The sequence below is a fragment of the Streptomyces sp. HUAS TT11 genome, assembly GCF_051553595.1.
Classification (GTDB): domain Bacteria; phylum Actinomycetota; class Actinomycetes; order Streptomycetales; family Streptomycetaceae; genus Streptomyces.
Window position 1 is genome coordinate 6,705,042 of record NZ_CP196184.1, and the last position, 13,921, is coordinate 6,718,962.

The 13,921-nt window shown below is 72.2% G+C and carries 8 protein-coding genes and 1 pseudogene; 4 read left to right on the forward strand and 5 right to left on the reverse strand.

Annotation, left to right across the window (positions count from 1 at the left end; genetic code table 11):
• Nucleotides 1-2: 2 nt before the first annotated feature.
• Nucleotides 3-1,133 carry an ADP-ribosylglycohydrolase family protein gene (locus ACSHXN_RS29935; RefSeq protein WP_355133093.1) on the reverse strand — a complete coding sequence of 377 codons (1,131 nt, stop codon included), beginning with the start codon at nt 1,131-1,133 and terminating at the stop codon, nt 3-5.
• Nucleotides 1,130-2,392 carry an ADP-ribosylglycohydrolase family protein gene (locus ACSHXN_RS29940; protein ID WP_438304312.1) on the reverse strand — a complete coding sequence of 421 codons (1,263 nt, stop codon included), beginning with the start codon at nt 2,390-2,392 and terminating at the stop codon, nt 1,130-1,132. The genes ACSHXN_RS29935 and ACSHXN_RS29940 overlap by 4 nt, the downstream gene beginning before the upstream one ends.
• Before the next feature lie 266 nt (nt 2,393-2,658).
• Here ACSHXN_RS29940 and ACSHXN_RS29945 point away from each other — a divergent pair, with 266 nt between their 5' ends.
• The 3 genes from ACSHXN_RS29945 (at nt 2,659) to ACSHXN_RS29955 (ending at nt 9,812) form a co-directional block, all read left to right on the forward strand.
• Nucleotides 2,659-3,390: a VIT1/CCC1 transporter family protein gene (locus tag ACSHXN_RS29945; protein WP_438304314.1), complete on the forward strand. Its 732-nt coding sequence runs from the start codon at nt 2,659-2,661 to the stop codon at nt 3,388-3,390.
• A gap of 370 nt (nt 3,391-3,760) precedes the next feature.
• On the forward strand, nt 3,761-8,356 hold the full coding sequence (gene gltB, locus ACSHXN_RS29950; protein WP_356291922.1) for a glutamate synthase large subunit: 4,596 nt from the start codon (nt 3,761-3,763) through the stop codon (nt 8,354-8,356).
• Complete coding sequence (locus ACSHXN_RS29955) at nt 8,349-9,812, forward strand: glutamate synthase subunit beta (protein ID WP_356291867.1); 1,464 nt, start codon at nt 8,349-8,351, stop codon at nt 9,810-9,812. The genes gltB and ACSHXN_RS29955 overlap by 8 nt, the downstream gene beginning before the upstream one ends.
• A gap of 213 nt (nt 9,813-10,025) precedes the next feature.
• On the opposite strand, the gene ACSHXN_RS29960 is transcribed toward ACSHXN_RS29955, so the two are convergent.
• Complete coding sequence (locus tag ACSHXN_RS29960; protein WP_356291869.1) at nt 10,026-10,940, reverse strand: rhomboid family intramembrane serine protease; 915 nt, start codon at nt 10,938-10,940, stop codon at nt 10,026-10,028.
• A 154-nt stretch (nt 10,941-11,094) separates the two neighbouring features.
• On the opposite strand from ACSHXN_RS29960, the pseudogene ACSHXN_RS29965 reads away from it, so the two are divergent.
• A pseudogene (locus ACSHXN_RS29965) lies at nt 11,095-11,803 on the forward strand (VWA domain-containing protein).
• 21 nt (nt 11,804-11,824) lie between these two features.
• Here ACSHXN_RS29965 and ACSHXN_RS29970 read toward each other — a convergent pair.
• Complete coding sequence (locus tag ACSHXN_RS29970) at nt 11,825-12,781, reverse strand: acyl-CoA dehydrogenase family protein (protein WP_356291871.1); 957 nt, start codon at nt 12,779-12,781, stop codon at nt 11,825-11,827.
• Nucleotides 12,781-13,920: an acyl-CoA dehydrogenase family protein gene (locus ACSHXN_RS29975; protein ID WP_438304316.1), complete on the reverse strand. Its 1,140-nt coding sequence runs from the start codon at nt 13,918-13,920 to the stop codon at nt 12,781-12,783. Before ACSHXN_RS29975 ends, ACSHXN_RS29970 begins: the two co-directional genes overlap by 1 nt.
• Nucleotide 13,921 lies beyond the last annotated feature (1 nt).

Consider the following 13,921-nt stretch of genomic DNA (forward strand, 5'->3'; position numbering starts at 1 on the left):
AATCATCCACCGGCGGCGGCCAGTTCCATCGTCTCCAGGAGTTCGGCGAGGCGTACGAGGTCGGTTCCGGCCAGGCGCGGAAGGGCGCAGCCCGAGAGGGTGCGGCAGGCCTCGCGCCAGGGGGCGGGGATCGCGTCGGCGCCGCCGAGCGCACCGGTGAGCGCGCCGGCCAGGGCCGGCGCGGAGTCGGCGACCCGCGACAGACAGGCGGCGGCGGGCACGGCCTCCGCGATCCGGCCGGCCGCCGCCGTCGCGAGGGCGAGGGCGACCGGCACCGTCTCCGCGGCGGCGATGCCGTAGCTGTAGACGTGGTCGACGATCCGGTGCTCCAGCAGCGGGACGACGCAGAAGGCGCCGCCGCCGCGGTGGGCCAGTTCCAGCGCGTGCCGGGCATTGCGGCCGATCTCCGTCGTCTCGGGGAGTTCGGCGAGTGCCGCCGCCACGCAGGTGTGCACCGCCTCCCCGGACAGGGCGAGCGAGAGCGCCGCGGCCATGGAGCGGGCACCGTGCACCCCGTCGCCGTCCTGGGTGTAGCGGGCGTCGAACTCGGCCAGCTCGGCGGCGAGCCCGGGATCTCCCGGATGCGCCACGGCGAGGACACAGGCCCGTACACAGGCGGCGTCGTCGAAGTAGTGCGGGTTGTCGTGGCCGGTGGCGGGCGGGCGCAGCCCGGTGGCGAGGTTGCCGAGCCCCGCGCGCACGGAGATCCGGGCGCGCAGCGTCACCCGGGCGGACTCGACCTCGGGGGCGCGCTCGGCCGCCGCGGCGACCTCTCCGGCGATCGTGTTCCAGGACAGGTCGATGGCCGCGCGCATGCTGCGCCGGCGGTCGAGGTCGCCGAGCGCGCCGGCGTCCGCGGCCCGCAGCACGGAGTGGGCGGCGAACGCCGCCCACTCGGCGTCGTCGGACGGCCCGAGCCTGAGCGGCTCAGGCGGCTGGTTGAGGGCGATCGGCACGGGCAGCGTCGTGGTCGCGTTCTGCTCGGCGAAGGCGTCCAGCTCGCGGGTCAGCCGCCGGGTCCACTCGGGCATACGGGCGGCCCGGTGCCGGGCGGCGGGCCATCCGGCGGCGTCGCCCGCGGCGAGCCCGAGCAGAAGGCCCTCGACACGGCGGGGAGTGCCGGAGCCGCTCACGGCTCGACCCCGTCCTCGTCCGGGGTCTCCACGAACGCCGCCTCCGCGTACGCCGCCGGGTCGGGACGATCCCGTGCGTCCTGCCGCCCGGTACCCCCCTGCCGTACGGAGTCGCCGCGCCGGGCGGGCCCGCCGCGATCGCCGCGCCGCGCGGGCCTGGCGCGCCGTCCCGGACCGTCGGGCCGTGCGCGGCCGGCCTGCCGGTCGGTGCCTGCACCCGTCCCCCTGCCCCACAGCCCGGCGAGCTCCGCCCCCCATCTGCCGTCGTCGCCGGGCGTCAGCAGCTCCGCCACATCCAGCACGTGGTGGCCCTCCATGGCCGGCAGGCAGCGGCCGCGGGCCGGGCCGATCGCCGCCCCCCAGTCGGCGGGGATCGCCGAGATCCCGCAGGTCGCGCCCGCGAGGGCGCCCGCGACGGCCGCCGTGGTGTCGGCGTCGCGGCCCATGTTGACCGCGGTGAGCACCGACTCCGTGAAGTCGCCGTCCGCCGCCGCGTAGGCACCGAAGGCCAGGGCCACCGCCTCGGGGGCGAGGTCCGTCCAGGGATAGCCGCCGATCACCACCGCGGAGCGGATCGCGCGGGCCCCGCGGTGGGCGTGGGCGACGGCGCGGCGCAGGGAGCGGGCGGTCCAGGAGTCCTCGGGGACGACGGCGAGGGCCGAGGCGACCACGGCGGACGTGGACGCGCCCGCCATCGCCGCCGCGACCCCGGCCGCGACCGCCCGGCCGCCGTGGATGCCCTCCCCTTCGTGGCTCACCGAGCCGTCGATCTCCACCAGCCGGGCCGCCTCCGCGGGGCGGCCCGCGGCGAAGACGCCGAAGGGTGCCGCGCGCATGGCGAGTCCGTCGCTCCAGGCGTGCCGGTGCTGGGCGGTGATGGGCGCCGCGAGCCCGCGGCGGAGGTTCTCCAGCGTGCCCCGCTCGCTGAAACCCGCGCCGCGGAACGGGCCCTCGTCCCGGTCCGCGATCCACTCGTGCCAGGCCGCCTCCACGTGCGCCACGGTGAGTGCCGAGCCGTGCCGGGCCAGCAGCAGTCCGGAGAAGATCGCGTACTCGGTGTCGTCCGTGCCCGAGGGCTCCTCGACGACGTAGCCGGTGATGCGGCCCCAGCGGGCGCGGATCTCGGAGGGCTTCATGTTCTCGGCGGGCGCGCCCAGCGCGTCCCCCACGGCGAGACCGAGCAGTGCGCCGCGCGCCCGTTCACGGAGACCGGCGGCCTCCCCGGGGGCCGGCGCCGGGGGAATGCAGGCGATGGCCATACGGTGCCTCTCCTTTCAGGCACCCCCCTGAACCGGGTGTGGAAACCCCTTTGCGCATCTGTGCCACGCGAGCGGTTCTCCCGAGCCTGACCGGCCGCAGCATCACCCGACCGACATCTGTGCAGTGCCCTTCACGTATGAGCAAGAAAAGGTAAAGCCGCAGGTTAGCCCAGCCTTTCCTTGCTGGCGGCGCGGCAATATCCGACGTACTTTTGCTGTTGTCGAAAAGTGGAAGCAGTCCAATCAAGCAATCTGGGGGCTCGGGCATGGCCATCATCGAGACCGAGGCGACGCTGCACGAGGCGCACCGGGACAACCACACGCACCGCGATGTGAACGGTGGATGGCTGCGCCCCGCCGTCTTCGGCGCGATGGACGGCCTGGTGTCCAACCTGGCGCTGATGACGGGTGTCGCCGGCGGTGCCGTGGGCCAGCAGACCATCGTGATCACCGGACTCGCGGGCCTGGCCGCAGGTGCCTTCTCCATGGCGGCCGGCGAGTACACCTCCGTGGCCTCCCAGCGGGAACTGGTCGAGGCGGAGCTCGACGTGGAACGGCGCGAGCTCAGAAAGCACCCGGAGGGTGAGGAGGAGGAGCTCGCGGCGCTGTACGAGGCGCGCGGCGTGGAGCCGGCGCTGGCCCGCGAGGTCGCCCGGCAGCTGTCCCGCGACCCCGAGCAGGCGCTGGAGATACACGCGCGCGAGGAACTCGGGATCGACCCGGGCGATCTGCCGTCCCCGGGGGTGGCCGCGATCTCCAGCTTCGGTTCGTTCGCGCTCGGCGCCCTGCTGCCCCTTCTGCCGTATCTGCTCGGCGCCCATGCGCTGTGGCCTGCCGTGCTGCTCGCCCTCGCCGGGCTCTTCGGATGCGGCGCGGTGGTGGCCAGGGTGACGGCGCGCAGCTGGTGGTACAGCGGTCTTCGGCAGCTCGCCCTGGGTGGCGCGGCGGCCGGTGTGACCTACGCCCTGGGCACCTTGTTCGGTACCGCCGTAGGATGATGGCGAGGCACTTATGCGAGGGACCGTATAAGTAGCCGTTACTCGGCGGTTTCGACTGGTTAACCAGCGGGCATGAGCCGTAAGCGCCGCGGGCAATGACGCCTGCGCCGCACAACATCACCTCGGGCGACGACGCCCCGCGTACCCTGGGTCAAGGGACACCGATCTGTCCGCTTGTGCCCCCCTTGATTCCATTGCCGCACGTGCAACCCGTGCCACGCGCCGGCAATGTCCGCATGCTGGAATGATCTGTCCCGCTTCCCGAGAACCACTCCATCATGTAACCTGCACGAAATTTTGCACCCGACGCAGAGGGCCAACGTCGTCCCTCGGCACCTGCATATGCCACATGACGACGACGGGAGAGCCGATGCGTACGCCGCGCCAGCCGTCCCAGCATTCCGCGAATGGCCAGAACTGGTCGTTCATGGATGCTCGCCCTGCTGCGCAGGGTATGTATGACCCCCGCAACGAGCACGACGCATGCGGCGTCGGCTTCGTGGCCACCCTCACCGGTGAGGCGAGCCATGCGCTGGTCGAGCAGGCGCTCACCGTTCTGCGCAACCTGGAGCACCGTGGAGCCACCGGCTCCGAGCCCGACTCGGGCGACGGCGCGGGCATCCTCTCCCAGGTGCCCGACGCGTTCTTCCGTGAGGTGGCCGGATTCGAGCTGCCCGAGGCGGGCGCGTACGCGGTCGGTATCGCCTTTCTTCCCCAGGCGGACTCCTCCGAAGCCGTCTCACGGATCGAGACGATCGCCGCGGACGAGGGCCTGACCGTCCTCGGCTGGCGCGAGGTCCCGGTCGCCCCCGAGCTGCTGGGCGCCACCGCCCGCTCCACGATGCCCGCCTTCCGCCAGGTGTTCGTCGCGGACGGCACGAGCAAGGGCATCGAGCTCGACCGCAAGGCGTTCCTGCTGCGCAAGCGTGCCGAGCGCGAGGCCGGCGTGTACTTCCCGTCGCTGTCCGCGCGCACGATCGTCTACAAGGGCATGCTGACCACCGGCCAGCTCGAGCCCTTCTTCCCCGACCTGTCCGACCGCCGCTTCGCCACGGCCATCGCGCTGGTCCACTCGCGCTTCTCCACCAACACCTTCCCGAGCTGGCCGCTCGCCCACCCGTACCGCTTCGTCGCGCACAACGGCGAGATCAACACGGTCAAGGGCAACCGCAACTGGATGCGCTCGCGCGAGTCGCAGCTCGCCTCCGACCTGTTCGGCTCCCAGGAGAAGCTGGAGCGGATCTTCCCGGTCTGCACGCCGGACGCCTCGGACTCCGCGTCCTTCGACGAGGTGCTCGAGCTGCTGCACCTCGGCGGCCGCTCCCTGCCGCACTCCGTGCTGATGATGATCCCGGAGGCGTGGGAGAACCACGACTCCATGGACCCGTCCCGGCGCGCCTTCTACCAGTTCCACTCCACGATGATGGAGCCCTGGGACGGCCCCGCCTGCGTCACCTTCACCGACGGCACCCAGGTCGGCGCCGTGCTCGACCGCAACGGTCTGCGCCCCGGCCGCTACTGGGTCACCGACGACGGCCTCGTCGTCCTCGGCTCCGAGGTCGGCGTCCTCGACATCGACCCGGCCAGAGTCGTCCGCAAGGGCCGCCTGCAGCCCGGCCGGATGTTCCTCGTCGACACCGACGAGCACCGCATCATCGAGGACGACGAGATCAAGGCGACCCTCGCCGCGAAGCAGCCGTACGAGGAGTGGCTGGAGGCCGGTGAGATCGAACTGGGCGACCTGCCCGAGCGCGAGCACATCGTGCACACCCACGCCTCGGTCACCCGCCGCCAGCAGACCTTCGGCTACACCGAGGAGGAGCTGCGTGTGCTCCTCGCGCCGATGGCCAAGGCCGGCGCCGAGCCGATCGGCTCGATGGGCACCGACTCGCCGATCGCCGCGCTGAGCGAGCGCCCGCGCCTGCTCTTCGATTACTTCACCCAGCTGTTCGCGCAGGTCACCAACCCGCCGCTGGACGCCATCCGCGAGGAGCTGGTGACCTCCCTGCGCTCGTCGCTGGGTCCGCAGGGCAACCTGCTGGAGCCGACCGCGGCGTCCTGCCGCAGTGTTGTGCTGCCCTTCCCGGTGATCGACAACGACGAGCTGGCGAAGCTCATCCACATCAACGCCGACGGCGACATGCCCGGTATGAAGGCCGCGACGCTCTCCGGTCTCTTCCGGGTCTCCGGTGGCGGCGACGCCCTCGCCGCGCGCCTGGGGGAGATCTGCGCCGAGACCGACGCCGCCATCGAGAACGGCGCCCGTCTGATCGTCCTGTCGGACCGCCACTCGGACGCCGAGCACGCGCCGATCCCGTCGCTGCTGCTCACCGCGGCCGTCCACCACCACCTCATCCGCACCAAGCAGCGCAGTCACGTGGGCCTGCTGGTGGAGGCCGGCGACGTCCGCGAGGTCCACCACGTCGCCCTGCTCATCGGCTTCGGCGCCGCGGCCGTCAACCCCTACCTGGCGATGGAGTCCGTCGAGGACCTGGTCAGGGCGGGCACCTTCCTGCCCGGCATCGACGCCGAGAAGGCCATCCGCAACCTGATCCACGCGCTCGGCAAGGGCGTTCTGAAGGTCATGTCCAAGATGGGCATCTCGACCGTCGCCTCCTACCGCGGCGCCCAGGTCTTCGAGGCCGTCGGCCTGGACGAGGCCTTCGTCGACCAGTACTTCAACGGCACCGCCACGAAGATAGGCGGCGTCGGCATCGACGTCGTCGCCGAGGAGGTCGCCGCCCGCCACGCCAAGGCCTACCCGGCCTCCGGCATCGCTCCCGCGCACCGGGCGCTGGAGATCGGCGGCGAGTACCAGTGGCGCCGCGAGGGCGAGCCGCACCTGTTCGACCCGGACACCGTCTTCCGCCTCCAGCACTCCACGCGCACCGGCCGGTACGACATCTTCAAGAAGTACACGGCCCGGGTGAACGAGCAGTCCGAGCGCCTGATGACGCTGCGCGGCCTGTTCGGCTTCGCGTCCGGCCGGCAGCCGATCTCCGTCGACGAGGTCGAGCCGGTGTCCGAGATCGTCAAGCGGTTCTCCACGGGCGCCATGTCGTACGGCTCCATCTCCAAGGAGGCGCACGAGACGCTCGCCGTCGCCATGAACCAGCTGGGCGCCAAGTCCAACACCGGCGAGGGCGGCGAGGACCCGGACCGCCTGTACGACCCGGCGCGCCGTTCGGCGATCAAGCAGGTGGCGTCCGGCCGTTTCGGCGTGACCTCCGAGTACCTGGTCAACGCGGACGACATCCAGATCAAGATGGCCCAGGGCGCCAAGCCCGGCGAGGGCGGCCAGCTGCCCGGCCACAAGGTCTACCCGTGGGTGGCCAGGACGCGGCACTCGACGCCGGGTGTCGGCCTGATCTCCCCGCCGCCGCACCACGACATCTACTCCATCGAGGACCTGGCCCAGCTGATCCACGACCTGAAGAACGCGAATCCCAAGGCGCGGATCCACGTGAAGCTGGTCTCGGAGGTCGGCGTCGGCACGGTCGCCGCGGGCGTCTCCAAGGCGCACGCGGACGTCGTCCTGATCTCCGGTCACGACGGCGGCACCGGCGCCTCCCCGCTCACGTCGCTCAAGCACGCCGGCGGCCCCTGGGAGCTCGGACTCGCCGAGACCCAGCAGACCCTGCTGCTCAACGGCCTGCGGGACCGGATCGTCGTGCAGACCGACGGCCAGCTCAAGACCGGCCGTGACGTGGTCATCGCCGCTCTGCTGGGCGCCGAGGAGTTCGGCTTCGCGACCGCGCCGCTCGTCGTCTCCGGATGCGTCATGATGCGCGTCTGCCACCTGGACACCTGTCCGGTCGGCATCGCCACCCAGAACCCGGTGCTGCGCGAGCGCTTCGCCGGCAAGGCCGAGTTCGTCGTGAACTTCTTCCGGTTCATCGCCGAGGAGGTCCGCGAACTGCTCGCGGAGCTGGGCTTCCGCTCCATCGAGGAGGCCGTCGGCCACGCCGAGGCGCTCGACGTCACCCGGGCCGTCGACCACTGGAAGGCGCAGGGCCTGGACCTGGAGCCGCTGTTCCACGTGCCCGAACTGCCCGAGGCGGCGGTGCGCCACCAGATCGTCGCCCAGGACCACGGCCTGGAGAAGGCGCTCGACAACGAGCTGATCAAGCTCGCCGCCGACGCGCTGGCCGCGAACTCCCAGGCCGACGCCCAGCCGGTGCGCGCCCAGGTCGCGATCCGCAACATCAACCGCACGGTCGGCACCATGCTCGGCCACGAGGTGACGAAGAAGTTCGGCGGTGCGGGTCTGCCCGACGACACCATCGACATCACCTTCACAGGGTCGGCGGGTCAGTCCTTCGGCGCCTTCCTGCCGCGCGGCATCACGCTGCGTCTGGAGGGCGACGCCAACGACTACGTCGCCAAGGGCCTGTCGGGAGGCCGCGTCATCGTGCGCCCGGACCGGGCCGCGGACCACCTCGCCGAGTACTCGACCATCGCGGGCAACACCCTCGCCTACGGTGCGACGGGCGGGGAGCTGTTCCTGCGCGGCCGCACCGGTGAGCGCTTCTGCGTCCGCAACTCCGGTGCGCTCGTGGTGTCGGAGGGCGTGGGCGACCACGGCTGCGAGTACATGACCGGTGGCCACGCGGTCGTGCTCGGCGAGACGGGACGCAACTTCGCGGCCGGTATGTCGGGTGGCATCGCGTACGTCGTCGACCTGAACCGCGACAACGTCAACGCCGGCAACCAGGCCTCCGTCGAGCCGCTGGACGAGGCCGACGAGCAGTGGCTGCACGACGTGGTGCGCCGGCATGCCGAGGAGACCGGTTCCACGGTCGCCGAGAAGCTCCTCGCCGAGTGGTCCGTCTCCGTGGACCGCTTCAGCAAGATCATCCCCAGCACCTACAAGGCAGTGCTCGCCGCCAAGGACGCCGCCGAGCGAGCGGGTCTCTCCGAGACCGAGATCACCGAGAAGATGATGGAGGCGGCGACCCATGGCTGATCCGAAGGGCTTCCTGACGCACGGCCGCGAGGTCGCCACGTCCCGCCCGGTGGACGAGCGTGTCAAGGACTGGAACGAGGTCTACGTTCCGGGCTCGCTGCTGCCGATCATCAGCAAGCAGGCCAGCCGGTGCATGGACTGCGGTATCCCGTTCTGCCACAACGGCTGTCCGCTGGGGAACCTGATCCCCGAGTGGAACGACTACGCCTACCGCGAGGACTGGACCGAGGCGTCCGAGCGGCTGCACGCCACGAACAACTTCCCGGAGTTCACGGGGCGCCTGTGCCCCGCGCCCTGCGAGTCGGCGTGCGTGCTCGGCATCAACCAGCAGCCGGTCACCATCAAGAACGTCGAGGTCTCGATCATCGACAAGGCGTGGGACAGCGGTGACGTCAAGCCGCAGGCCCCCGAGCGCCTGTCGGGCAAGACGATCGCGGTCATCGGCTCGGGTCCGGCGGGCCTGGCCGCCGCCCAGCAGCTCACGCGGGCGGGCCACACGGTCGCTGTGTACGAGCGCGCGGACCGCGTCGGCGGTCTGCTCCGTTACGGCATCCCCGAGTTCAAGATGGAGAAGCGGCACATCAACCGCCGTATCGAGCAGATGCGCGCGGAGGGCACCCGCTTCCGTACCGGTGTCGAGGTCGGCCGCGATCTGAAGGCGACGGACCTGCGCAAGCGGTACGACGCGGTGGTGATCGCGGCGGGAGCCACGACCGCACGCGACCTGCCGGTCCCGGGCCGCGAGCTCAAGGGCATCCACCAGGCCATGGAGTACCTGCCCCTGTCGAACAAGGTGCAGGAGGGCGACTACGTGACCTCGCCGATCTCGGCCGAGGGCAAGCACGTCGTCGTGATCGGCGGCGGTGACACGGGCGCGGACTGCGTCGGCACCGCCCACCGCCAGGGTGCGGCCTCCGTCACCCAGCTGGAGATCATGCCCCGCCCGAACGACGAGCGGCACCCGGAGCAGCAGCCGTGGCCGACGTTCCCGATCCTCTACAAGGTCACCTCGGCACACGAGGAGGGCGGCGAGCGCATCTACGCGGCCTCCACGAGCCACTTCGAGGGCGACGAGGACGGCCAGGTGCAGTGGCTGCACCTCGCCGAGGTCGAGTTCGTGGACGGCAGGCCGACCGCCAGGCCGGGCTCGGAACGCAGGATCCCGGCGCAGCTGGTGACCCTCGCCATGGGCTTCACGGGCACCGACCGGGAGAACGGCCTGGTCGAGCAGTTCGGCCTGGAGCTGGACGAGCGGGGTAACATCGCGCGTGACGCCGACTTCCGGACGAACGTGCCGGGCGTGTTCGTGGCGGGCGACGCCGGCCGCGGCCAGTCCCTGATCGTGTGGGCGATCGCCGAGGGCCGCTCGGCGGCCCGTGGCGTCGACCGCTTCCTGAAGGGCGCCAGCGACCTCCCGGCCCCGATCCGCCCGACGGATCGCTCGCTGATGGTCTGAGGCACCCCGGGTCCGGCCTGACGGTCACCCATAAAGCGTCCCGTACAAAGGCGTACGGAACTGAGCACGGCGCCTGCCCTGTCCCCGACCGGACTCAGGGCAGGCGCCGCGGCGCGTCCGGGGCCGGACTCCCCGCCGCTCAGCCGCCGGAGCGTCGGGGGGCCGGACCCACCCGTCGTTCCGCCGCCGGAGCGTCCGGGCCGGACTCCCCGCTCAGCCTCCGGTCAGCGCGGTGACCTTCCCGACCGTCAGGAGCACCAGCAGGATCAGCAGCCCGGCGCACGCGGCCGCCTGGACCGGGCCGCGGCGCGGGCCCCGGGGCACGTACGCGTACACCAGCGTCACCACCGCGCCCGCCAGCAGACCGCCGAGGTGCCCCTGCCAGGAGGTGAGGCCCGCGGAGATCAGGAGCCACACCAGCAGGCCCGCCATGAAACGGTTGACGGTGCCCATGTCGGCGCCGAGGCGCCGGGCCATGACGTAGTACGCGGCGCCCAGACCGAAGATCGCGCCGGATGCGCCGACCGTCGGGGAGCCGGGCGCGAGCAGCAGGACGAGCACCGAACCGCCGAGGGCGGACAGCAGGTAGAGCGCGAGATAGCGGACGCGGCCCAGCTGGGCCTCCACCACCCGGCCGATGTTCCACAGCGACACCATGTTCATCACGATGTGGAGGATCCCGAAGGTCCCCTGGGTGGGCGGCAGATGCAGGAACGCGCCGGTCAGCAGCCGCTCCCACTGCCCGCCGACGACGCCCTCGGCGTGCAGCTCCGGGGGATACGGGTACTGCCACAGGTAGTGCCCGCCGTCCGGTCCCCGTAGAACGGCCCCCAGCATCGCGAACCGGTCCACGATCGCCGGGCGCACCAACTCGCCCAGATAGACGAGGACGTTGAGAGCGATGAGGCTGTACGTCAGTACGGGAGCCGTCGTGATCCGCCCGCCGAACACCGTGCGCGCCTGCCGTATCGACCGCGCCCCCTCCCGTACGCACTCCACGCACTGGTGGCCGACGGCCGCCTCACGCATGCAGTCCGGGCAGATGTACCGGTCGCAGCGGGTGCAACGGACATGGGACTCCACCTTGGGATGGCGGTAGCAGGTGGTCACAGTCGATTCGGACGCCACGGCCGGCTCCTCGAACAGAAAATGGATGGTGGTGAGCCGGTGGGGACGGCGGCGAACAAAATAGCGAACGTGCGTGGACCGTGATCGGCGAGGGGACCGGTGCCGTACCGTCGGGCTCCCGTCCCCGCAGCGCCGGCAAGCCCGTACGGCCGCCATCAGCCTGGGCACGATCGAGGAGACGGCGCCCGCGCTGGTCAGCCTGTACTGGACCGCCGGGATCCCCCTCGCCGCACACGGTCTCGGCGGGCAGCGGGCCGCCGTCCACCTCGCGTCCACTGCTCGGGGTCCATGAAGCCGTACTACCAGGACGGCAGCGTGCAGGCGCTCGCCGACCGGGCCCTCGGCCTCTGCGCGCACCTCGACGACGCCGGGGTGGTGCCGGTCGTGTTCTTCTCGACGCACGTCGACGCGGTCACCCGTGTCTCCCTCGACGACCACCAGGTCCGGATCGACCGGATCGTGGCCGGGCCCGGGCACATGGGCAGGACCGCCTACCACCCGGCGATGGACACCGTCATCGGCCACCGCCTCGACAGCGGCACCACGGTCCCGCCCTCGTCGTCTTCCGGACCGGCGGCGGCCCCGTCGGCAGGCCCGCCGCGGAACGGTATCTGGGCAAGGCGGCCGGGCTGCCGATGTTCTGGCAGTTCATCGAGTTCGGCGACGCGGCCGGCAGGCAGTGCGACTTCCTGCGCAGGCTCGACGAACTGCCGGTGCCGGACAAGCACATCGTCGACAACGCGGGCTTCTTCCACGCCGGTCAGGATCCGCGGAAGGTGTCCGACGCGGAGCTGTACGACCGTCCGGTGGGCGAGTTCCCCAAGTGGCCGGCCAAGGCGCGGGCCAAGGGCATCGCGAGGTGACCGCACGGACCGGGCCGGCTCTCAGCGGCGGGGGTCGGCGCCGCTGAGGACGGCGGCGCGGCACTCGGCCGGGGTGCCCCACGCCGTGCGCAGCGCCCGCGCCTTGGTCAGCCAGAGGGAGAGGTCGTACTCGGCGGTGTAGCCGATCGCACCGTGCAGTTGCAGTGCGGTCCGGGCGGCCGCATACGCGGCCTCGCCCGCCGCGACCTTCGCGGCGGCGACGTCCGCCGGGGCCATCGTCAGCGCCGCCCCGAAGACCAGCGGCCGTGCGAAATCCAGGGCGATCCTCGTGTCCGCCAGCCGATGCCTGACCGCCTGGAACGCGCCTATGGGCACGCCGAACTGCATCCGTCGGCCGACATACGCGACCGTTCGGGCCAGGAGGGCGAGGCCCACCCCGAGGGACTGCGCGGCCGTGGCGAGCCGCGCCCAGGCAAGAGCCTGCGCGGGAGCCGCGCCGGTCAGTGGCTCGCCCCCGGGCAGCGGGACGGCGAGCCGGCGGGCCGGGTCCAGCGACGTCCGTGTCCCCGGCCGGCAGCCGGGGGCGAGCCACACCTGCGCGTCCCGGAGCGCGAGGACGACGTCCGCGGCGTCCCCGTCCAGCGCGTACGGCGCACCCACCGTGGCCATGGTCCTGCCCGAGCACAGTCCCGGCAGCAGCCGCCGGGCCTGCTCGGGCACATCCGCGAGCAGCGCCGCCGCGAGCACCGTCTCCACCACGGGTCCCGGCACCGCATGGCGCCCCAGCTCCACGAAGGCCATGGCCAGTTCGACGGGCAGCGGGCCCACGCCTTCGTACGCCTCCGGGACGGCCAGCGCGAAGACCCCCGTCTGCGCGATCCGGGACCACAGGGCCCGCCCCGGTGCGTGGTCCCCGGCGCTCCAGGACCGTACGACCGACGGTGTGCCTGCGGCGGTCAGCAGCGCGTCCAGCGACAGGGAGAAGGCACGCTGTTCGGCGGTGGGCAAAAAGCGCATCAGCGACGGCCCTTCGGCAGGCCCAGCAGGCGCTCGGCGATGATGTCGCGCTGGATCTCGTTCGTGCCGGCGTAGATGGGGCCCGCGAGGGAGAAGACATAGCCCTCGGCCCAGTCGCCGTGCGCCGACTCGCCCTCCGCGCCCAGCAGATCGAGCGCCGTCTCGTGCAGGGCGATGTCGTACTCGGACCAGAAGACCTTGTTCAGGCTGGACTCCGGGCCCACCGGCTCGCCCGCCAGCACCCGGGAGGCCCCCGCATAGGTGAACAACTGGTAGGCGCGCGCCCCGATCAGGGCGTCGGCGACCCGGTCGCGGGCCCATGCCGGGCTGCCCTGGGCCCGCCACAGGTCCAGCAACCGGTCGGCGGCGGCGAGGAAGCGGCCGGGCGAGCGCAGGGTGAGCCCGCGCTCGTTTCCCGCCGTGGCCATGGCGATCCGCCAGCCTTCGCCCGGCTTACCGATCACGTCCCGGTCGGGCACGAAGACGTCGTCCAGGAAGAGTTCGGCGAAGGCGGGCCGGGCGTCGAGACGGCCGATCGGCCGCACCGTCACCCCGGGTGCGCGCAGGTCGAACATGAGCTGGGTGAGGCCCCGATGGGGCTTCGCGGTCCGCGGATCGCTGCGGAACAATCCGAACGCACGGTCGGCGAAGGCCGCCCGCGACGACCACGTCTTCCGGCCGTGCAGCAGCCAGCCCCCCTCCGTGCGCACGGCCCTGGAGGTCAGGGAGGCCAGGTCCGATCCCGCCTCCGGCTCCGACCACGCCTGCGCCCAGATCACCTCGCCCGTCGCCATAGCAGGGAGCACACGGGCGCGCTGCTCCTCGGTGCCGTGGTCGAAGAGGGTCGGCGCGAGCAGGTTGATGCCGTTCTGGCCGACCCGGCCCGGCGCGCCCGCCGCGTAGTACTCCTCCTCGAAGATCAGCCACCGCAGGAGCCCCGCGTCCCGTCCGCCGTACGCGGTCGGCCATGAGACCACCGACCAGCGGTCGGCGGCCAGTTCGGCCTCCCAGGCGCGGTGGGCGGCGAACCCCTCCTCGGTCTCCAGGGAGGGGAGCGGGGCCCGCGGCACGTGCGCGACGAGCCAGGACCGGGCCTCGGCGCGGAAGGTCTCGTCGGCGGGGGAGTGGGCGAGGTCCACG